General features: G+C 67.8%; 20 protein-coding genes and 2 pseudogenes. 13 read left to right on the plus strand and 9 right to left on the minus strand.

Features of this window, described 5'->3' with window-relative positions:
• The first annotated feature begins 144 nt into the window (after positions 1-144).
• From BN4332_RS08840 to BN4332_RS08860, 5 genes are read left to right on the plus strand one after another with little or no spacing between them, the layout of a single operon-like run.
• The gene (locus BN4332_RS08840) at positions 145-1,641 is read left to right on the plus strand and encodes an amino acid permease (RefSeq protein WP_066898103.1); all 1,497 of its coding nucleotides are present in this window, start codon (positions 145-147) and stop codon (positions 1,639-1,641) included.
• Positions 1,634-2,332, plus strand: a complete 699-nt coding sequence (locus tag BN4332_RS08845) for an SDR family NAD(P)-dependent oxidoreductase (protein WP_066898104.1) — start codon at positions 1,634-1,636, stop codon at positions 2,330-2,332. Before BN4332_RS08840 ends, BN4332_RS08845 begins: the two co-directional genes overlap by 8 nt.
• Positions 2,329-3,090: an SDR family NAD(P)-dependent oxidoreductase gene (locus BN4332_RS08850; RefSeq protein WP_066898105.1), complete on the plus strand. Its 762-nt coding sequence runs from the start codon at positions 2,329-2,331 to the stop codon at positions 3,088-3,090. Before BN4332_RS08845 ends, BN4332_RS08850 begins: the two co-directional genes overlap by 4 nt.
• Before the next feature lie 4 nt (positions 3,091-3,094).
• Positions 3,095-4,084 carry an agmatinase gene (gene speB, locus BN4332_RS08855; protein ID WP_066898184.1) on the plus strand — a complete coding sequence of 330 codons (990 nt, stop codon included), beginning with the start codon at positions 3,095-3,097 and terminating at the stop codon, positions 4,082-4,084.
• Complete coding sequence (locus BN4332_RS08860) at positions 4,077-4,919, plus strand: polysaccharide deacetylase family protein (protein WP_066898106.1); 843 nt, start codon at positions 4,077-4,079, stop codon at positions 4,917-4,919. Before speB ends, BN4332_RS08860 begins: the two co-directional genes overlap by 8 nt.
• On the opposite strand, the gene BN4332_RS08865 is transcribed toward BN4332_RS08860, so the two are convergent.
• Positions 4,920-5,789, minus strand: coding sequence for an SDR family oxidoreductase (locus tag BN4332_RS08865; protein ID WP_066898107.1), 870 nt, complete (start codon positions 5,787-5,789; stop codon positions 4,920-4,922).
• Between the two features lie 64 nt (positions 5,790-5,853).
• Between BN4332_RS08865 and BN4332_RS08870 the strand changes: the two genes are divergently transcribed.
• A complete protein-coding gene (locus tag BN4332_RS08870) occupies positions 5,854-6,351 on the plus strand; it encodes a pyridoxamine 5'-phosphate oxidase family protein (protein ID WP_066898108.1) in 498 nt (165 codons plus the stop codon).
• Between the two features lie 49 nt (positions 6,352-6,400).
• Here the strand turns inward: BN4332_RS08870 and BN4332_RS08875 are convergent, their stop codons facing one another.
• Both BN4332_RS08875 and BN4332_RS33665 read right to left on the minus strand, forming a co-directional pair.
• Positions 6,401-7,318: a 1,4-dihydroxy-2-naphthoyl-CoA synthase gene (locus tag BN4332_RS08875; RefSeq protein WP_066898109.1), complete on the minus strand. Its 918-nt coding sequence runs from the start codon at positions 7,316-7,318 to the stop codon at positions 6,401-6,403.
• A 34-nt stretch (positions 7,319-7,352) separates the two neighbouring features.
• A complete protein-coding gene (locus BN4332_RS33665; RefSeq protein WP_220096855.1) occupies positions 7,353-7,547 on the minus strand; it encodes a hypothetical protein in 195 nt (64 codons plus the stop codon).
• Here BN4332_RS33665 and BN4332_RS34205 point away from each other — a divergent pair.
• Positions 7,459-7,713, plus strand: a pseudogene (locus BN4332_RS34205) (hypothetical protein); the annotation flags it as partial. The gene BN4332_RS33665 and the pseudogene BN4332_RS34205 overlap by 89 nt on opposite strands.
• A 9-nt stretch (positions 7,714-7,722) precedes the next feature.
• Here BN4332_RS34205 and BN4332_RS08885 read toward each other — a convergent pair.
• The 5 genes from BN4332_RS08885 to BN4332_RS08905 form a co-directional block, all read right to left on the minus strand.
• Positions 7,723-8,172 carry a nitroreductase/quinone reductase family protein gene (locus BN4332_RS08885; RefSeq protein WP_066898111.1) on the minus strand — a complete coding sequence of 150 codons (450 nt, stop codon included), beginning with the start codon at positions 8,170-8,172 and terminating at the stop codon, positions 7,723-7,725.
• A 9-nt stretch (positions 8,173-8,181) separates the two neighbouring features.
• Positions 8,182-8,871 (minus strand): HAD family hydrolase, encoded by a 690-nt coding sequence (locus BN4332_RS08890; RefSeq protein ID WP_066898112.1) that lies wholly within the window; start codon positions 8,869-8,871, stop codon positions 8,182-8,184.
• Positions 8,872-8,893: 22 nt separating this feature from the next.
• Positions 8,894-10,090 (minus strand): RNA polymerase sigma factor, encoded by a 1,197-nt coding sequence (locus BN4332_RS08895; RefSeq protein ID WP_066898185.1) that lies wholly within the window; start codon positions 10,088-10,090, stop codon positions 8,894-8,896.
• Positions 10,091-10,303: 213 nt separating this feature from the next.
• Positions 10,304-11,905, minus strand: a complete 1,602-nt coding sequence (gene fadD8, locus BN4332_RS08900; RefSeq protein ID WP_066898113.1) for a fatty-acid--CoA ligase FadD8 — start codon at positions 11,903-11,905, stop codon at positions 10,304-10,306.
• 213 nt (positions 11,906-12,118) lie between these two features.
• Positions 12,119-12,577 (minus strand): YciI family protein, encoded by a 459-nt coding sequence (locus BN4332_RS08905; RefSeq protein ID WP_066898114.1) that lies wholly within the window; start codon positions 12,575-12,577, stop codon positions 12,119-12,121.
• Between the two features lie 174 nt (positions 12,578-12,751).
• Here BN4332_RS08905 and BN4332_RS33195 point away from each other — a divergent pair, with 174 nt between their 5' ends.
• The 5 genes from BN4332_RS33195 to BN4332_RS08930 all read left to right on the plus strand — a co-directional run bounded on the left by BN4332_RS33195 (position 12,752) and on the right by BN4332_RS08930 (position 19,176).
• Positions 12,752-13,921, plus strand: a complete 1,170-nt coding sequence (locus BN4332_RS33195; protein WP_066898186.1) for a PA2928 family protein — start codon at positions 12,752-12,754, stop codon at positions 13,919-13,921.
• A 9-nt stretch (positions 13,922-13,930) separates the two neighbouring features.
• Positions 13,931-15,550: an amidohydrolase gene (locus BN4332_RS08915; RefSeq protein WP_066898115.1), complete on the plus strand. Its 1,620-nt coding sequence runs from the start codon at positions 13,931-13,933 to the stop codon at positions 15,548-15,550.
• A 29-nt stretch (positions 15,551-15,579) separates the two neighbouring features.
• Positions 15,580-17,145 carry a long-chain-fatty-acid--CoA ligase gene (locus BN4332_RS08920; RefSeq protein ID WP_066898116.1) on the plus strand — a complete coding sequence of 522 codons (1,566 nt, stop codon included), beginning with the start codon at positions 15,580-15,582 and terminating at the stop codon, positions 17,143-17,145.
• A gap of 157 nt (positions 17,146-17,302) precedes the next feature.
• Entirely contained in the window at positions 17,303-18,202 is a 900-nt protein-coding gene (locus BN4332_RS08925; protein ID WP_235654052.1) for an esterase family protein, read from the plus strand.
• A gap of 2 nt (positions 18,203-18,204) precedes the next feature.
• Complete coding sequence (locus BN4332_RS08930) at positions 18,205-19,176, plus strand: o-succinylbenzoate synthase (RefSeq protein WP_066898117.1); 972 nt, start codon at positions 18,205-18,207, stop codon at positions 19,174-19,176.
• Between the two features lie 296 nt (positions 19,177-19,472).
• Here the strand turns inward: BN4332_RS08930 and BN4332_RS08935 are convergent, their stop codons facing one another.
• Complete coding sequence (locus BN4332_RS08935; protein WP_074133022.1) at positions 19,473-19,820, minus strand: type II toxin-antitoxin system HicB family antitoxin; 348 nt, start codon at positions 19,818-19,820, stop codon at positions 19,473-19,475.
• Positions 19,821-19,920: 100 nt separating this feature from the next.
• On the opposite strand from BN4332_RS08935, the pseudogene BN4332_RS08940 reads away from it, so the two are divergent.
• Positions 19,921-20,619: pseudogene (locus BN4332_RS08940) on the plus strand (GlxA family transcriptional regulator); the annotation flags it as partial.
• Positions 20,620-20,862 lie beyond the last annotated feature (243 nt).

The raw sequence follows: 20,862 nt of genomic DNA on the forward strand, positions 1-20,862 counted from the left end.
TCACACCCATGGCGGCCGGCATTGTCGGATCCTCCAATGCCGGCGTGGTCCAACAGTGGGTTTGCAGCGTGTTCGGCGGGATCGCTTGGCGGTTGCACCACCCCGGCGTGATAGTTCCTGCAACCACGTGAGAGGGAGCACACGATGACTGCATCGCCGATCTCGTTACCCGCGCATGACAGCGACGGGCCCCAGGTTCTACGGCGTGAATTCTCGCTGTGGTCGGCCTTTGCCTTTGCTTTCGCCTTCATCTCGCCGATCGTCGCGCTCTACGGAATCTTCGGTCTGGCGCTGGCCGCGGCCGGCCCCAGCTTCTGGTGGGGCTTCGGATTGGTGTTCGGCGGCCAGCTGCTGGTGGCCCTGGTCTTCGCGATGCTGGTGTCCCGGTGGCCGTTGGAGGGTTCCATATATCAATGGTCGCGGCGGCTGCTCGGCACGACCTACGGCTGGTTCGCCGGCTGGGTGTACATGTGGACGCTGGTGATCGCGATGGCGACCGTGGCGCTCGGTGCCGCCGGGTTCGTGGCCAACATCGCCGGGGTCGAATCTCCATCGGGCGGCTTGCGGGCCGTCATCGCACTGGTGATCCTGCTCGGCGGCACGGCGATCAATCTGATCGGCCGCGGCGCGCTCAAGGTGTTCATGACCGCCAGCATCGTGGCCGAGGTCATCGGTTCGATCGGGCTGGGCACCTGGCTGCTGCTGTTCCACCGCAACAACCCGTTGTCGGTGCTGTTCGACGGCGCCGGCCCCGGGGTGGACACCTGGAGCTACCTGAGCGGCCCGTTCCTGATCGCGGTGGCGTTCATCGGCTTCTCGTTCGTCGGGTTCGAAAGCGCCGGCGCCATTGCCGAAGAGGTGCACGAGCCGCGGCGCGATCTGCCCAAGGCCGTGCTCTTCTCGCTGGGGTTCATCGCGCTGGTGGTGGCCTATTCGAGCTTGGCGATCATCCTGGCGATCCCGGACCTCGATGCCGTGGTGTCCGGTTCGGTGGCCGACCCGGTGTACGAAACCCTTACGGCCGCACTGGGACACGGCATCGCCAAACCGGTCGAGGTGCTGTTCGTGATCGGCTTCCTGGCCAGCTTCCTGGCCCTGCAGACCTCCGCGTCCCGCGTGATCTGGGCCTACGCCCGTGACGGTGCGCTGCCGGCCGCGGCCGTGCTGGCCCGGTTGCGCGGCAAGGCCCGGATCCCGGTGGTGGCGATCCTGGTCACCACGGTGGTCGGCGGGGCACTGTTCCTGCTGTCCATCGTGGCCGGCGACATCTATTCGCTCATGGTCAATTTCACCGCAGGCGGCTTCTATCTGGCCTTCCTGTTCCCGTTGATCGGCTTCGCGGTGGTGCTGGCCCGCCGCGGCTGGAATGACGGCGCGTTCAGCCTGGGCCGGGCCACGGTTCCGGTCGCCGCGGTGGCCGTGGTGTGGGCGGTTCTGCAGACCCTCAACATCGCCTGGCCCAGGCCGGTTTTCGAGCAGCGCTACCTGGACTGGTCGGTGTGGATCGGAGTCGCGGTGCTGGGGGTGATCGGCCTCGGGATCCTGCTCAGTGTGCGCGACCGGATCGTGAGCGTGGCGGTGATCGACGACGCCGAGATCCTCGACGAGCGCGCCGACGCCAAGGCGGTGGCCGATGACTGAGGCACCGGTGGCGGTCGTGACCGGCGGCGCCAGCGGGATCGGCGCCGCAGTGGTCACCGCGTTGCGCGAGCGCGGCTATGCCGTCGGGACCCTCGACCTGTCCGGGGAAACGCGGGCCGACCATGCCGTGGCGGCCGATGTTTCCGACGGCGCCGCGGTGGCCGGCGCGGTCACCGAGATCCGCGCGGAACTCGGGCCGATCACCGCGCTGGTGACCTCTGCCGGTCACTACGAGATGGCTCCGGTCAGCCAGATCAGCACCCAGGCCTGGCACCGCATGCTGCGGGTCCATGTGGGCGGGCTGTTCCACGCCGCCCGGGCCTGCCTGCCCGACATGGTCGAGCGGGGCTCCGGCGCGGTGGTCGCGGTGGCCAGTGAGCTGGCAGTCGGTGGCGGTGACGGTGACGCTCACTACGCGGCGGCCAAGGGCGCCATCCTCGGGGTGGTGCGCAGCCTGGCCGCCGAGGTGGCCGATCGCGGTGTGCGGGTCAATGCGGTGGCGCCGGGCCCGACCGATACCCCGCTGCTGGCCGACGATTCTCCTTGGCGCGCAGCCGATTACCTGGACACCCTGCCGTTGCGGCGGCTGGTCACCCCGGCCGAGGTGGCGCGTTGTGTGCAATACCTGGTGTGCGACGCCACGTTCAGTACCGGAGATGTTGTCAACGTCAACGCGGGAGCGGTGATATGAGTTCGCTGTCGGGCCGGGTCGCCTTGGTCACCGGGGCCGCTCAAGGTATGGGCGCGGCGCACGCGCGCCGGCTGGCCGCCGCAGGAGCGACGGTGGCGGTCAACGATATTCGCGGTGGCGCCGCACTGGAGGAGCTGGCCACCGAGATCGGTGGTGTGGCCGTCCCCGGCGACGTCAGTGACCCGCGTGCCTGCGCTCAGATCGCCGACAAGGTGGTGGCCGGGGCGGGCCGGCTCGACGTACTGGTCGCCAATCACGCGTACATGACCATGGCGCCGCTGCTGGAGCACGACGAGGCGGACTGGTGGCGGGTCATCGACACCAACCTGGGTGGCACCTTTCACCTGGTGCAGGCGGTGTTGCCGCACATGCGCCGCAACCGTGGGGGCCGGATCGTGGTGCTCGCCAGCGAATGGGGTGTCACCGGCTGGCCGGAGGCCACGGCCTATGCGGCGTCCAAGGCGGGGCTCATCTCGCTGGTCAAGACCCTGGGCCGGGAGCTGGCGCCGGAGGGCATCATCGTCAACGCCGTCGCGCCCGGGGTGACCGATACCCCGCAGTTGCAGGTCGACGCCGACGCTGCCGGGGTCACGCTGTCGGCCATGCACGCGCGTTATGCCGAGTCGATTCCGTTGGGCCGCATCGGTTCTGTCAATGAGATCGCGGCGGCGGTGCAGTTCCTGGCCGATTTCGACATGTCGGCCGTGGTCGGACAGGTGGTCTCCTGCAACGGCGGGGCCACCCGGACGAGAGTGTGAAGTGATGACGGAAGGGAATCAGGTGACGGGCCAGCCGTATGTGCGGTCGGAGACGGGCAACGTCGGTCAGATCGATGCGATGGCGGTGCCGCGGTACGCCGGCATCGCCACGTTCGCTCGGCTGCCGCAGCGTCACGAGGTCTCCGACTACGACATCGCGGTGGTCGGGGTGCCGTTCGATACCGGCGTCACCTACCGGCCGGGTGCCCGGTTCGGCCCGGCCGCCATCAGGCAGGCCTCACGTCTGCTCAAGCCGTATCACCCGGCGTTGGACGTGAGCCCGTTCGCGCAGGCGCAAGTGGTCGACGCCGGCGACATCGCGGCCAATCCGTTCGACATCGAGGCGGCGGTGGACCAGATCCGGGAGGGCATCGCCGGCCTGCTGACCACACCGCGGCAGCGGGTGGTGCTGCTCGGCGGAGACCACACCATCGCCCTGCCTGCCCTGCAGGCGATGCATGCGGTGCACGGCCCGGTGGCGCTGGTGCATTTCGATGCCCACCTCGACACCTGGGACACCTACTTCGGCGCGCCCTGCACGCACGGCACCCCGTTCCGCCGGGCCTCCGAGCAGGGCCTGATCGTCAAGGGTCACTCCGCGCACATCGGAATCCGCGGCTCGCTCTACGACCGCGCCGACCTGCTCGACGACGAGTCGCTGGGCTTCACCGTGGTGCACTGCCGCGATATCGACCGCATCGGTGTGGACGGTGTGATCGACCGGATTCGCGAGCGGGTGGGCGATCATCCGGTGTACGTGTCGATCGACATCGACGTGCTGGACCCGGCATTCGCGCCGGGCACGGGAACCCCCGAGATCGGCGGCATGACCAGCCGCGAGCTGGTGGCGGTGTTGCGGGCCATGCGCGGGCTGCCGATTGTCGGTGCGGACGTGGTGGAGGTCGCCCCGGCCTACGACAGCGGTGACGTCACCGCCGTCGCGGCGGCCAATCTGGCCTACGAGCTGGTTACGCTGATGGCTGACGATGACTGAATTCCATTGGCCGGAAGGCAAAACCGCGGCCGCCGCGTTCACCTTCGACGTCGATGCCGAATCGGCGGTGTTGTGGGGCAATGACCACGCCGCGGCGCGGATGAGCGTGATGTCGCACCAGGCGTACGGACCGCTGGTGGGAATTCCCCGGATCCTGGATCTACTGGAGCGCCACCAGATTCCGTCGACGTTCTTCGTCCCCGGTCATACCGCACACCGGTACCCCGAGGCGGTGCGGGCGATCGTGGCGGCCGGGCACGAGATCGCCCATCACGGTTACCTGCACGAGCAGCCCACCGCGCTGACGCTCCAGGAGGAGGTCGACGCGCTGGACCGCGGGCTGGAGGCGTTGGCCGAGGTGGCCGGGGTCCGGCCGGTCGGCTACCGCGCGCCGATGTGGGACCTGTCCTGGCATACCCCGTCGCTGTTGGCCGAACGGGGATTTCTGTACGACTCCAGCCTGATGGACGCCGATACCCCTTACGAGCTGGCGGTCGGCGACTCCTCGCTGGTGGAGATTCCGATCCAGTGGGCGCTCGACGACTGGGAGCAGTACTGCTACCTGCCCGACATCTCCGGATCCGGTCTGATCGAAAGCCCGCGCAAGGCCCGCGAGATCTGGCAGCTGGAGTTCGACGCGCTGCGCCGCGCCGGGGCCTGCTGGGTGCTGACCAACCACCCGTTCCTGAGCGGACGGGCTTCGCGGGCAGCCGAACTCGACGATCTGATGCGATACGTGCGCGACCATACCGATGTCTGGACCACGAACCTCGCGGCGATCGCCGAGCATGTCCGCACGCTTGGGCTGCGGCCGCGCAGCATCACCAAGCCGTGATCAGACCGGTTGCACCCGTTGCCGTTTCATCACCGCGTCGACCAACGCGGGGGCCACGGTGTTGATGGCCTTGGCGGTCACCGCCATCCGCGGCGCGATCTGTACCGGCCGGGTGCGCACCGCGGTCAGCATCCAGTCCGCGGCCTCGCCGGCCGTCAGCCCGGGCAGGCCGTCGTACGCGCGGGTCGGGGCGATCATCGGGGTCTTCACCAGCGGGTAGTACAGCGTCGTGGAATGCACGCCCACGGTGGCCCATTCGGTTTCGATGACCCGGCTGACCGCGCTGAGGGCGGCCTTGGAGGCGTTGTACACCGCGAACAACGGTGAGGATTCGTTCATCACGCCCCACGTGGAGACGTTGATGATGTGCCCGTCGCGGCGGTCGCGCATACCGGGGGCCAGGCCGCGGATGAGCCGCAGCGGGGCGTAGTAGTTGAGCGTCATGGTGCGCTCGACGTCGTGCCAGCGTTCCAGCGATTCGGCCAGCGGGCGTCGAATCGAGCGACCGGCATTGTTGATCAGGATGTCGACGCCGCCCAGGTCGGCCTCGACGCGGGCCACCAACTCGTCCACGGCATCCATGTCCGACAGGTCCACCGCGTGGGCACGGGCGTCGCCGCCCTTGGCGGTGATCCGCTCGACCAGGTCGTCGAGCAGCTCCCGACGGCGGGCCACCACGATCACGGTGGCGCCCTTCGCGGCGAACTTCTCGGCTGCGGCCTCGCCGATGCCCGACGAGGCCCCTGTCAGCAGGATGCGCTTGCCGGCGACGTCGATGTCACCACGGGCCTGAAGCCGCTCGGTCAGCGGCGGACGCATGCTGGTCAGCAACAGCTGTTCGGACAGCCGGCGCAGCGGGCTCTTGCTCATGGGCCGAGTTTAGGAGGCCTAGCTTCCGCGATGACTTGTGGGCGGCTGCCGAGTCGGTACCGGTATGACCATCACCGGCACGCTCGACCACCGCTTCAGCGAGGCAACCGAACCAACCGGATGGCGGGCCGCCGCCGGCGCGCTCGATGCGGCCCAGCTGTACTGGCTCACCACTGTCCGCGGTGACGGTCGGCCACACGTCACGCCGTTGGTGGGGGTCTGGGTCGACGATGCGTTCGTGTTCTGCACCGGGCCGGCCGAACAGAAGGCCCGCAATCTGCAGACCTCGGCGGCCGTCGTCGTCACCACCGGAACCAACACGTGGAACGCGGGACTCGACGTCGTGGTCGAGGGCACCGCCGCGCGGGTCACCGGGCGGGACCGGTTGACCGCGCTGGCCGACGCCTACCGGGCCAAGTACGGCGGCGACTGGGATTTCGACTGCGACGACGAGGTTTTCGACCCGGCCGGCGAGGCCGCGATCGTGTATCGGGTGCGCCCGGCGAAGGTGATCGCCTTCGCGAAGTCACCGCACGGCCAGACCACCTTCCGTTTCTGGTGATTTCGGTGCGTCTGGTAACGCCTACCGTTACCAAACGCACCCAAATCACTCAGAAGTAGCGCGGGAACGCGCTCCAGTCCGGATCGCGCTTCTGCAGGAACGCGTCGCGGCCCTCGACGGCCTCGTCGGTCATGTACGCCAGGCGGGTCGCCTCCCCGGCGAACACCTGCTGACCCACCAGACCGTCATCGATCAGGTTGAACGAGAACTTGAGCATCCGGATCGCCTGGGGCGACTTGCCGTTGATCTCGGCAGCCCACTGCAGCCCGACCGTCTCCAGTTCACCGTGGTCGACGACCTCGTTCACCGCGCCCATCTGGTACATGGTCTCGGCGTCGTAGGCCCGCCCCAGGAAGAAGATCTCGCGGGCGAACTTCTGCCCGGTCTGGCGGGCCAGGTAGGCACTGCCGAACCCGCCGTCGAAGCTGCCGACGTCGGCGTCGGTCTGCTTGAACCGGGCGTGCTGGCGGCTGGCCAGGGTCAGGTCGCAGGTGACGTGCAGGCTGTGTCCGCCGCCGGCCGCCCAGCCGTTGACCAGGCAGATCACCACCTTGGGCATGAACCGGATCAGCCGCTGCACCTCGAGGATGTGCAACCGTCCGGCCCGCGCCGGATCGACCGTCTCGGCGGTTTCCCCTGCCGCGTACTGGTAGCCGGAGCGGCCGCGGATGCGCTGATCCCCGCCCGAGCAGAACGCCCAACCACCGTCCTTGGCCGACGGGCCGTTGCCGGTCAGCAACACCACCCCGACGTCCGGCGACATCCGGGCGTGGTCGAGGACGCGGTACAGCTCGTCGACCGTGTGTGGCCGGAATGCGTTGCGCACCTCGGGCCGGTCGAATGCGACTCGCACCGTGGGCTGCTTGGCGCCGTCGGCGACATGGCGGTGATAGGTGATGTCGGTCAGGTCGTCGAAGCCGGGCACCGGCTCCCAGACGGTCGGGTCGAACGGGTTGTCTGCGCTCACCTGCTCGACTGTAGAGCGGCGGAGGGGTGAGGTTTCACCGGTACCGTCGCGGGGTACAAAACGTGGCGCGATGATGCGTACCGCGCATCACCAGATCAGAGGGAGAGACTGCGTTGACCACGATGCAGAAGTCGGCGGGTGTGTTGTTCTCGGGGTTGGTTGCGGGATTGGTGCTGGCCGGGTGCTCACCCGCGGTCACCGGTGGTGACACCAAGTGCAAGGACTTCATCGGGCAGGACGAGAAGACGCAGAACGAGGCGGTGGCCAAGATGCTGAAGGACGAGAAGGGCACCGACGCGGCACAGCTGGAGATCACCGGTACCCGGTTGGCGGTGCAGACGTTCTGTCAGACGATGGGCAAGCAGGACTCCAAGATCAAGGAGGCCCCGCACCTCTGGCCTCGCTCAGATGGGGTCCAGCCGGAACACCGGGCAGCGCCCGGCGAGGGCTTCGAACTCGTCGGGATTGGGCCCGGTGACCAGGCCGGCGTTGCGCATGAATCCCACTCCGGTGGGAACCAGGATCGGGAATTCACGTAGCAGCGGCCGTGCCTGGTCGGCGGGGATCTCCACCATCCGGACCCGCTGATCCCGGCGGCCCTGGTGGATGGTGGCCTCGCCGGCCGCGCGGGCGTTGGCCGCCCAGTCACCGCCGGGCAGGCCGCCGACGATGTAGCGGTGGCCGTCGACGGTCATCGGGGTGACCGGGGTCGATCGGAGTTTCCCGGTCTTGCGGCCCGGCAGGGTCAGCACCACCGGCCCCTTGTCGCCGCCGACGCCGAGCTTGTTGAGCCCGATCATCACCTTGTTGACGTATTTCAGCCACCACGGTGGCCGGATGCGCTCGTCAGCCATGGCCCCAGCCTAGGTGTCGATGCCGATACCGCCCAGGGCTGCGATCAGCCCCTCGGGCCGGTCAGTGGTGGGCAGTGGGTCGACAAGGGCGAATCGGCAACCCACCGCCTTCGCGCCGCCGTCGGCCTCCTCACTGTCGCCGACCATCAGGGCGTCCTCGGCAGGCACGCCCAGGCGCCGTAGCGCGGTGGTGAAGATCGTCGGGTCAGGCTTGACCGCGCCGACTTCGAAGGACAGAACGTACTCGTCGACGTGGTCTGCTGCGCCGATCGCCGCGAAGGCCGGACGGACGTCGAAGGCGATGTTGGACACCACGGCCGTCTGGATGCCTTGTGTTCTCAGGCTTTTGAGCACCCGTGCGGTGTCCGGGTAGGCGCTCCAGCTGCCCGGGTCGATCACGCGGTCATACAGCGATTCGGCGTGGTGGTCGGCGAGGCCGGATTCGCGAAGCACGTGCAGGTAGGCCTCGCGGTGCAGGTGTGGGGCGAGGTCGCGGTTGGCCCAGGCGCGGTATTGCTCGTCGGTCATTGCCACCGACCGCCCGGTCGGGGCGGTGAGCCGACGCATCAACTCCGCCTGCACATGGCCGTCGACCTCGCGTTCGTCGACGGCCATCCCCGCAAACCAGCTGTCCTGTTCCTCTAGGCGGAACAGGGTCCCGGAGAAGTCGAACAACACGGCCCTCACCATGTCTGCCATCGTGCCACGACGCCGGCCGGTGTCAGGTCCGTTCGCGGATTGCCTTGTCGGTCAGCACCTCTCGCTCGCGCTCGTTGTCGGCCATGGCGGCGGCCCGGTCGAACTGCTCGGCGGCCTCGGCGTGGCGGCCCAGGCGCGACAACAGTTCGCCGCGCACGCTGGGCAGCAGGTAGGAGCCGTCCAGGCCCTCGATGCCGTCGACGATCGTCAATGCCTCCTGCGGCCCGGTGCGCATCGCGACCGCCACCGCCCGGTTGAGTCGGACCACCGGGGACGGCGCGATCTGCAGCAGCGCGTCATAGATCGTGACGATGCGGCCCCAGTCGGTGTCCGCGGCGGTGGCCGCGACGGCGTGGCATTCGGCAAGCGCGGCCTGCAGCGCGTACGGACCCCAACCACGTTGCCCGCGCGCGTCGTCGGCGCGCTGAAGGGCGGCGATTCCGCGCTGAATCTGGGCACGGTCCCATCGGGCCCGGTTCTGGTCCTCCAACAGGATGGGGCGGCCCTCGGCGTCGGTGCGCGCCGCGAAGCGTGAGGACTGGAACTCCATCAACGCCACCAGGCCGTGCACCTCGGGTTCATCGAGGACCAGTGCGGCCAGCACCCGGCCCAATCGCAACGCCTCGGTGCACAACTCGTCGCGGATCCAGCGGTGACCGAACGACGCGGAATAGCCCTCGTTGTAGATCAGGTAGATCACCGACAGGACGGCGGACAGTCGCTGTGGATACTCGTCACGAGGTGGCACTTCGAACGGCGGGTTGGCTTGTGCCAGCGTCTTTTTGGCGCGGGTGATGCGCGCTGCCGCGGTGGGCGTCGAAATCAGGAACGCCCGCGCGATCTCCTCGGTGCTCAACCCGCCGACCATGCGCAACGTCAACGCGATCTGCGCCTCTCGGGACAACACCGGGTGGGCGGCGATGAAGACCAGCCGCAGCACGTCGTCGTCGATCCGGTCGGGATCCCAGGCCTCGTCGACATGTTCGGCCAGCTCCCGCGCCAGCACCGCGTACTTGGCGTCGAGGTTGTCCGCGCGGCGCCACTGGTCGATGGCCTTGCGTTTGGCCACCGTGGTCAGCCACGCGCCGGGATTACGTGGCACTCCCGACTGCGGCCATTGAGTCAGCGCGTCGAGCAGGGCTTCCTGCGCGAGATCCTCGGCAACGCCGACATCACCGACGGTGCGGGTCAGGGTGGCCAGAATCTTGGCCGCCTCCATCCGCCACACCGCGTCGAGAGTCTTGCGGATGTCGGCAGGCGTCGTGTCGGCAGGCGTCGGGGGAGTTTCTGCCACGCCGCCATTGTGCCGACCGCCGACCGTCACGCTGGAGTGGCGCTCGAGCCCGAGCGCCACTCCAGCGTGACAACGTGCGCCACAGCCGCGGCCAGAGCCCCAGCCCCAGCCCCAACCACGGCTGCAGTCAGCAGAATCTCAGCCGATCGCGCGGGCCGCGCCCTCCCAGAACTGGGCCCGGACGGCCTTCTTGTCGGGCTTGCCGAGTGCGGTCACGGGCACGGAGTCGACCACGATCACCTGCTTGGGCGATTGCACCGAGCCCTTGCGGTCCTTCACGGCGGCCTGGATCTCGGCGGTCACCTTGGCGACGGCCTCGTCGTCGTCGGCGGCATCGGGACGCAGCACGATCACGGCGGTGACGGCCTCGCCCCACTTCTCGTCGGGAGTGCCGATGACGCACACCTGCGCGACCGAGGGATGCTCGGCGACAACGTCTTCCACCTCACGCGGGAACACGTTGAAGCCGCCGGTGACGATCATGTCCTTGACCCGGTCGACGATGAACCAGTACCCGTCCTCGTCCTCGCGGGCCATGTCGCCGGTGCGCAGCCAGCCGTCCTTGAAGGTGTCGGCGGTGGCATCCGGCAGCTTCCAGTAACCGCCCGCCAGCAGCGGACCCGACACGCAGATCTCGCCGACCTCGCCCTGCGGCACCGGGTTGCCCTCGGGATCCAGCAGCGCGGTCCGCGCGAACAGGGTGGGCCGGCCGCAGGAGGTCAGCCGCTTCTCGTCGTGGTCCTTCTTGCCGAGGTACGAGATCACCATGGGTGCCTCGGACTGGCCGTAGTACTGCGCGAAGATCGGCCCGAAGCGCTTGAGTGCCTCGGCCAGCCGCACCGGGTTCATCGCCGAGGCCCCGTAGTACACGGTCTCCAGCGACGACAGGTCGCGGGTGTGGGAATCCGGGTGGTCCATCAGCGCGTAGATCATCGACGGCACCAGCATGGTCGCGGTGATGCGACGCTCCTCGATCACCCGCAGCACCTCGGCCGGGTCGAACTTGGGCAGCACGATCATCTCGCCGCCCTTGACGATCGTCGGGACGAAGAACGCCGCGCCGGCATGCGAGAGCGGCGTGCACATCAGGAAGCGGGGGTTCTCCGGCCACTCCCATTCGGCGAGCTGGATCGTGGTCATGGTGGTGATGGACCGCACGGTGCCCATCACGCCCTTGGGCTTGCCGGTGGTTCCTCCGGTGTAGGTGAGCCCACCGATGTGGTCCGGCGGCAGCTCGGCGGCGACGAGCGGCACCGGCGCGTACTTGGCGGCCTCGGCCACCAGATCCTTGGCGACGCCCTCCAGCGCGGCGGGGACCGGCCCGATGGTCAGCACCTGCCGCAGCGACGGCACCTTCTCCAGCAATCCCTGGGCCCGCTCCACGAACGCGGGGGTGGGATCGATGATCAGCGTGGTCACCTCGGCGTCCGACAGCACGTAGGCGTGATCGTCCAGCGAACCGAGAGGGTGTAGTGCCGTGCGCCGGTACCCCTGGGTCTGTCCGGCGCCGATAATCATCAGCACCTCGGGGCGATTCAGCGACAGCAGGCCGACGCCTTCGCCGGTGCCGGCGCCGAGCGCCTCGAAGGCCTGAATGTACTGGCTGATGCGTTCCGCGAGCTCGCCACCGGTCAGTGTGGTGTCGCCGAGGAACAGCACGGGCTTGTCCTTGTTGCGCTTGAGCGCGCCGACCGTGAGGTGGCCGGAATGGATGGGATGGTGCAGCAGCGCATCACTCATGGGGTCCAGATTAGAACGTGTTCCAGAAATTGCGGAGCCGATCCCCGATGTCGGCGGTAACACCGGGGAACCTCGGTTCGAAAAGCAGGTAGCGCTCTACTCGCGTTCTCGCTGGTGGAGCTGCTTAAAGTCACACATGTAGGGGGTGGGAGCCAGTCCCCGGCGGGTTAGGGACCGCCGGGGACTGTGCTCCAAAAGCCGCCGCAGAGCGCGTCAGCGGCCGGCGGCCTCGCGGGCCTGCTTGGCGATCTTCTCGGCCAGATCGGCCTTCCACTGGATCTCCTTCTGAATCCACTCGTTGTCCTGCGGAAACTCCTCGGTTTCGCTGACCCGGCGGACCTCCAGCTTCACGCCACGCCCCAACGGGCACTTGCGGGCCCACTGCTTGGCCTCCTCTTTGGAGGACACCTCGAGCATCCAGAACCCGTTGAACAACTCCTTGGCCTCGGTGTAGGGCCCATCGGTGACGACCGGGGGATCGGCGTTGAAATCGACCACGAAGCCCTCGTCGGGGTCGGTCAATCCCTCGCCGGCCAGCAGCACACCGGCCTTGATCAGCTCTTCGTTGAAGCGGCCCATCTGCGCGATGATCTCGTTGAAGTCCACGTCCTGCTCGGACATCGCGATCTCGGCTTCGGGGGTGGACCGCATGATCAGCATGTAGCGCGACATTTCTGTGTCTCCTTCTGGTGTCGGGAAGGGGCCCGTCCATTGTGGTTCAAGTGGCCCTCACCACCACGTCGAACGGGACCGGGCCGAAATCGACATGGGCCGCGAACTTTTTTGAAAATTTTTCGTATCGGCCGGCCACGCAGTCCTTAAGCACCCCCGATAGAAGTGGAATTCATGATCAACGGGACGCAGCCGAAGCTGTGGCAGGTGGCCGGTGCGCTGGCGGTGGCGGTCGTGTCGGTGGGCGGCATCTTCGCGATGACGAGGGCGACGGGCCGGCCCATGGTCAGCATCGGGCCGGTGGTCGCTTACGCGACGGTGCAGGACCACGCTGCCGTCCTGGTCGCCTACGGACGCTCCGGCGGGACGATCGGGCCGCCGTTCGGTTCGAACGACACCTGGCAGGAGCGGGTCGCCGCGATCGCACTGGACGATGGTGAGCTGCTGTGGGACATCCAGTTGCACGACACCGAAGGGTGGGAGCGTGGCGTGCTCGCGGTGTCCGGCGGCCTGGCCTACATCGCGACCGACGAGGGCCTGTCCGTGCTCAGGGCCGACGACGGCAGCATCGTCGTCGGCGATCTCGGTGACGATTACGTCGAGTCCTTCAACGGCTACAACGTCGACCCGCGCATCAATGCCGTTGTCGCGCTGACCGATTCCGGACAGGTCGATGCCGTGCCCCTGGGAACCACGGACATCGCCACCGTGCCCGGCGACATCGCCGACGGCTGGCGCGCCACGCTGATCCCCGATTCCTCCCCGACCGGCGACTCGGATTTCGGCACCAACCAGGTGGACCCCGCGGCGATGCCCACCGGAATGGCGCTGCCCGATGGCGACCTCATCACCGTGCCCAAGCCATACCAGTCGCCCGATCAGCAACTATTGCGCGAGGGCAAGCCGCTGGCCCGCCTCGACGGCCTGATCCGGCCCGAGTTGGTCTACGAGGTGGTGCGCACACCGGCCGCACTGGCCACGCCCCGGCAGCTCGCGGAGGGCACCGCGACGTTCAACCATCACCATTCGGCGGCCGTCCCGCTCGGGGTCGAGCACGGGGTGGTGCTGGTGGACGGTGAACCGGCCGACAATTCGGGCGGTGAGGAACTCCGGCTGTTCGACGTCGACACCGGCGAGACCCTCGCGAGCATCGGCGGCATCGACGGGTATGTGCGGGCCACCGCGACGCCGAACGGGTCGATCCTGGTGATCGCCGCCGCCGAGGGCACCGGTTTGGATGACGACCGGGTCATCGTCATACACACCGACGGCCGGACCACGATGACCCAGATCGGCGACACGGATTTCTGGGGACGCACCCGAGCAAACGTCGCGACGCTCTAGCATCCGAGCATGACCAGCCCGATCCAGCCAGCTGATCTCGTCCTCTACGGCCCCATCCTGACGGTCGACGATGCGCAGCCGACCGCCGAGGCGCTCGCGGTGTCCGCTGGTCGCATCGTCGCCGTCGGGGCCCGCTCTGAGGTGGCCGGTCTGATCGGGCCCGAGACCGACGTGCGCGAGGTCGACGGCTGCGTCATGCCGGGTTTCGTTGAGGCACACGGGCATCCGCTGATGGAGGCGGTGGCGTTGTCGGGCCGCATCGTCGACATCCGACCAGTGACCCTGCCCACCGCGCAGCAGGTGCTCGGCGCGATCCACGCCGAGGTGGCGCGGCGTGGCGCCGAAGGTGCGTTCCTCAACGGCTGGGATCCCTTGCTGCAGAACGGATTGCCCGAACCGACGCTGGCCTGGCTGGACGGCGTCGCACCGGACAGCCCGCTGGTGATCGTGCACAACTCGGGGCACAAGGCGTACTTCAACACCGCCGCAGCCCGCCGCGCCGGGCTGTCCAGGGACACTCCGGATCCCAAGGGCGCCAAGTACGGCCGTGACGCCGACGGTGAGCTCGACGGCACGGCAGTGGAAACCGGGGCGGTGTTCCCGCTGTTGGGCGATGCCATCTCGGTCAGTGACTATCCGGCGATGCTGGTGGCCGAATGCGCCCGGCTCAACCGGGCCGGGTTGACCACCTGCTCGGAAATGGCGTTCGATCCGATGTTCCGGCCGCTGTTGGCGCAACTGCACGACCAGTTGACGGTGCGGTTGCGTACCTACGAGATGTCCACGGCGGCGCTGCACACCGATGCCAGCCCGTTCGACGGGGACGACACCGTACGTCAGGTCGGCATCAAGATCTGGGTCGATGGGTCGCCGTGGGTCGGCAACATCGACCTGACGTTCCCGTACCTGGACACCGATGCCACCCGCACCATCGGGGTGGTGCCCGGCTCCTGCGGCCACGCCAACTACACGAAGGAGCAGCTGGCCGAGATCGTCGGCACGTTCTTCCCGCAGGGCTGGCAGATGGCCTGTCACGTCCACGGTGACGCCGGCGTGGACACCATCCTCGACGTCTACGAGGAGGCGCTGCGCGCGTACCCGCGCGACGATCATCGCCTGCGGCTCGAACACGTCGGTGCCATCACCCCCGCGCAGTTGCAGCGGGCGCATGGCCTCGGGGTCACCTGCAGTCTGTTCGTCGATCAGATCCACTACTGGGGCGACATCATCGTCGACGGGTTGTTCGGCCCCGAGCGTGGCGAGCAGTGGATGCCGGCGGGTTCGGCGGTGGCCACCGGCATGCGGATCTCGCTGCACAACGATCCGCCGGTGACGCCGGAGGAGCCGCTGCGCAACATCAGCGTGGCCGTCACGCGGACCGCTCCCAGCGGACGGGTGATGGCGCCCGAGGAACGGTTGACGGTCGAGCAGGCGATCCGGGCGCAGACCATCGACGCGGCCTGGCAGTTGTTCGCCGACAACGTGATCGGCTCGCTGGAGGTCGGCAAGTACGCCGATCTGGTCATCGTGTCGGCAGACCCGCGCGACACGGCCCCGGAGAGCATTGCCGACCTGGACGTTCAGGCCACGTTCCTGGCCGGGCGGCAGGTTTACCCGAAAGCCGGTTGACGGTCGGCGCACCATGGCACGCTCTGGACATGTCCGATTTGCCGAATCCCGAGTTCCTCGACGAGCGCGTCGCCCACTGGGCCGCGGCCAAGCCTGACGAGGAGGCGGTCACCTATCTGAGCCGCACCTGGACCTGGTCGCAGTGGTACGACCGGATCCGGCGGCTGGCCGGGGCATTGCGTGCGTGGGGCGTCGGACGTGGGGACGTGGTCGCGTTCCTGGACAAGAACCACCCGGCCTGTGTGGAACTGACGCTTGCGGCCGCCATGCTCGGTGCGGGCAACGCGATCGTCAACTTCCGGCTGGCCGCCGACGAGTTGGACTACGTGCTCAACGATTGCGGCGCCAAGGTGCTCGTGGTGGGTGAGGAGCTCCGGCCGGGTATCGACGCGATCGCCGACCGGCTCACCGCCGTCGAGCACATCGTCACGGTCACCCCGGAGGGTGCCGACGGGGACGAGTACGAGGCGTTGCTTGCCGGGGCGTCGCCCGTCGACCGCTCACCTGACGTGCGGCCCGATGACACGTGCATCATCATGTACTCCTCGGGGACCACGGGCCGGCCCAAGGGCATCGCGCTGACCCATGCCAATGTCATCGCGCACACCATCAATGCGTTCGAGGGCTGGACGTTGGGTGAGCAGGACAAGAGCCTGGTGGCCATGCCCCTGTTCCATGTGGGCGGGACGTCGTACATGCAGTGGGGTCTGCACCACGGTGCGCCGACCTACATGACCCGCGAGGTGGACGGGATGGCGCTGGCGGGGGGAATCCTGGCCGGGGCGAACCGGACCTTCCTCGTTCCTGCGGTGCTGGCCAAGGTGTTTGACACCGGGGAAGATGCGGTGAAGCTGTTCGGTGCTCTCAAGACCTACGCCTACGGCGCGTCCCCGATGCCGTTGCCGTTGTTGCGGTCTGCGCTGAAGGCTTGGCCGGAAACGGAATTCATCCAGGTGTACGGGCTGACGGAGGTGAGTGGGGCGATCAGCCGGCTGGGGCCCGAGGATCACCGCGGGGCGAGTGAAGAACGGTTGATGAGTGCGGGCACCGTGGTGCCCGGTTCCGAGGTCAAGGTGGTCGACCCGGACACGGGTGTCGAGGTGCCGGTGGGGGAGCAGGGTGAATTGTGGTTCCGCTCACCGCAATTGATGAAGGGCTATCTCAACCGGCCGGACGCGACGGCCGAGGCGATCACGCCGGAGGGCTGGTTCCGCACCGGCGACATCGGCCGTGTCGACGACGGTGGCTACATCTTCGTGGAGGATCGCCTGAAGGACATGATCATTTCCGGTGGGGAGAACATCTATTCGATCGAGGTGGAGCGGGTTCTGGCCGAGCATCCAGCGGTCACCGAGGTCGCAGTGATCGGTGTGCCCGACGAGAAGTGGGGTGAATCGGTGAAAGCTGTTGTGACACTGGATGGTGACGTGTCCGATCAGGAATTGATCGCATTCGCGCGGGAACGGCTGGCCGGTTACAAGTGTCCCAAGTCGATCGACGTCGTCGACGAACTTCCCCGCAATCCCACCGGAAAAATCCTCAAGAAGGATCTGCGTAAGCCGTACTGGGAAGGCCGTGACCGCGCCACCGTGTAGGAACCAATCCGCTCGAACTCTGTATTTCCTGTTCCGAACGGAGTATTTTCGCCCCATACGTGTGCGCGAGATGTGGGGTGCAGCCATGGTGCACGGACGTACATTTTCGAAAATAGCTCGGAGCCGTCGCGGAACTGCGCTTCTGACAGTCCTGACGATGATGCTCACCCTCGGTCTCCTCGGACCACCCCCTAGTGCGAACGCGTGGTCTCGAGCCGGGTTGCCGGTCGAGATGCTGTCGGTGCCGTCGGCGTCGATGGGCCGCGAGATCAAGGTGCAGTTCCAGGGCGGCGGGCCGCACGCGTTGTACCTGCTGGACGGGTTGCGTGCGCGCGAGGACTTCAACGGCTGGGACATCGAGACGCCGGCCTTCGAGTGGTTCTACCAATCGGGGCTGTCGGTGGTCATGCCGGTCGGTGGCATGTCGAGCTTCTACACCGACTGGTATCAGCCAGCCACGGGCAATGGCGGGACGTGGACCTACAAGTGGGAAACGTTCCTGACCAGTGAACTTCCGCAGTGGTTGGCCGCCAACAAGGATGTCTCCGGGTCCGGCAATGCCGTCGTCGGGCTGTCGATGTCGGGCAATTCGGCGATGATCCTGGCCGCCTACTACCCCGGGCAGTTCATCTACGCGGGGTCGCTGTCGGCGTTCCTGAATCCGTCGGCCGGCCCGTGGCCCGGGCTGATCGGGCTCGCGATGGGCGACTCCGGCGGCTTCAGCCCCGGACCTATGTGGGGCCCGCCCGGCGATCCGGCCTGGGCGCGCAACGATCCCACGGTGCAGGTGGGGCGGTTGGTGGCGAACAACACCCGCATCTGGGTGTATTGCGGTTCGGGAACCCCGGGTGAACTGGGCGGCGGCGACCTGCCCTCGACCTTCCTCGAAGGCACTGCGCTGCAGAGCAACCTGAACTTCCGTGACCAGTACATCGCGGCCGGCGGCAACAATGCGGTGTTCAATTTCCCGCCGACCGGTACTCATACCTGGGGCTATTGGGGCGCGCAGTTGCAGGCGATGAAGCCTGACATCCAACGGGTGCTGGGAGCCGGTTAGGCATCATTGACTCTGTGCCCGCGCTTGACGATGTCCTGGACCGCCTCCACGTCGTCGCCCTGCCCATGCGGGTTCGCTTCCGCGGCATCACTATTCGTGAGGTGGCACTGATCGACGGCCCGGCCGGCTGGGGTGAATTCGGTGCCTTCCCCGAATACGAACCCCCGGAAGCCGCCGCATGGCTGGCCGCCGGGATCGAGGCCGCGTATCAGCCGGCGCCGTCCGTGTACCGGGACCTCATCCCGATCAACGCGACCGTGCCCGCGGTGTCGGCGGCTCAGGTGCCAGGAGTGCTGGCGCGTTTTCCCGGCGCGCGCACGGCCAAGGTCAAGGTCGCCGAACCGGGGCAGACGCTGGCTGACGATGTTGCGCGTGTCAACGCGGTTCGGGCGCAGATCCCGGTGGTGCGGGTGGACGCCAACGGCGGCTGGACCGTCGCCGAGGCCGCGGCCGCGGCGAAGGCACTGACCGCCGACGGGCCGCTGGAGTATCTCGAACAGCCCTGCGGGACGGTCGAGGAGTTGGCCGAGCTCCGTGGCCTGGTGGATGTGCCGATCGCCGCCGACGAGTCGATCCGCAAGGCGACCGATCCACTGCGGGTGGTGCGGGCCGGTGCGGCTGACGTCGCGGTGCTGAAGGTGGCCCCGCTAGGTGGGGTTTCGCGGATGCTCGACATCGCCGCGCAGATCGACATGCCGATCGTGGTGTCCAGCGCGTTGGATTCCGCGGTGGGGCTGGCCCGTGGCCTGCTGGCCGCCGCCGCACTGCCCGAGCTACGGCACGCCTGCGGGCTGGGCACGGGGGGCTTCTTCGTGGAGGACGTCGCCGACGTGCCCGCGCCGGTCGACGGGTATTTGCCGGTCGGGCCGGTGGCGCCCGACCCGGCGCGGTTGTCGGCGCTGGCGGCGTCAGCGCCGCGACGGCAGTGGTGGATCGACCGGGTGCGGGCGTGCCACGCGCTGATATTGGAGTAGATCCGCCGCTCAAGCGGCGCCTGGGGTCGTGCGCTGCGGACCTCGCGCCACATGTGTCACATCGGTACCGCCGGAGTGGGCGAGGTGTGTGCTGGAAACGTGATATCGCCGGTGATATCGGGTTTCGAGGTCGGTTGTGTCTTCGAGACGGAGCGGGTTTCGGCGCGGGGAGCGTGGGCCACATGTGTCACATGAGCACCGCGGGAGTTGGTGGGGTGTGTGCTGGAAAGGTGATATCGCCGGTGATATCGGGTTTCGAAGTCGGTCATGCCTTCGAGAGCGGCTGCCGAGGCGGCCTAATAGAGATCAGCCAGCGATATCGCCGGACGGCCCGAGAGTTTATGAATCATCCACTGGTTCAACGACACTCCCTGTTCGGCGGCCTCGACGGTCAGCTTGGCATGCAGAGTCGGTGGAAGCCGCACCAGAACCCTGCCGGTGTAGTGATGATCGGTCAGCGACGCCGGCGGAGTCTCATCTGCGGCCCGGATAAGCGCCAACTCCTCGGTTACCTTCTTCTCGACGGCAGCGATCGCGTCGTGCGCTGTGTCGCCGTTTGCCGACAGATTCGGAAACTCAAGACATAACCCGAGGTACCAGCGGTCATGGGGCATCCATTGAGCGCGGTAGGTGTACTCCGTCATGCCGTGGATCATGGCCCCGCAGTCCGACAATCCAGCCGATGTCCTAATTTGTGGGGTACGTGGCGTAGACGCCATCGCGGCCGTCGCGAACACTGAAGACGTGAGGCGATCGGTGGTGATCCTGGGCTACGCCGGGGTGCAGGCGCTCGACGTGGTGGGGCCGTTCGACGTCTTCGCCACCGCGACGATGTGCCTGGCCGGCCAGGGGCGGCCGGACGACGGTTACGCCGTCACGCTCGCCTCGATCGACGGCGAACCCCTCACCACGCTCACCGGCCTGGAATTCGTCGCCGCCACGCCGCCCGACCCCAACGGCCCGATCGATACCGTCGTCATCCCCGGCGGCGTCGGTGCCGAAACGGCACGGTCCGATGCGGCCGTCGTCGACTGGATCAGCACCGCCGCGCGCCACGCCCGCCGTGTCGTCAGCGTCTGTACCGGCGCCTTCCTGGCCGCGCAGGCCGGATTGCTCGACGGCTGCCCCGCCACCACGCACTGGGCCTTCGCCGGGCGGATGGCCGATGAGTTCCCCTTGGTGGCAGTCGATCCCGAGCCGATCTTTGTGAGAAGCTCCGAGCGGGTGTGGACCGCGGCCGGGGTGACCGCCGGAATCGACCTGGCCCTGTCGCTGGTCGAGGACGACTACGGCACCGAGGTGGCCCAGATGGTCGCCCGTTACCTGGTGCTCTATCTGCGCCGGCCGGGCGGTCAGACCCAGTTCGCCGCGCCGGTCTGGATGCCGCGGGCCAAGCGTGCCCCGATCCGCGAGGTGCAGGAGACCATCGAGGCCGAACCGGGTGGNTGTGTCACATCGGTACCGCCGGAGTGGGCGAGGTGTGTGCTGGAAACGTGATATCGCCGGTGATATCGGGTTTCGAGGTCGGTTGTGTCTTCGAGACGGAGCGGGTTTCGGCGCGGGGAGCGTGGGCCACATGTGTCACATGAGCACCGCGGGAGTTGGTGGGGTGTGTGCTGGAAAGGTGATATCGCCGGTGATATCGGGTTTCGAAGTCGGTCATGCCTTCGAGAGCGGCTGCCGAGG

This window comes from Mycolicibacterium houstonense (assembly GCF_900078665.2).
GTDB classification, from domain to species: Bacteria; Actinomycetota; Actinomycetes; order Mycobacteriales; family Mycobacteriaceae; genus Mycobacterium; species Mycobacterium houstonense.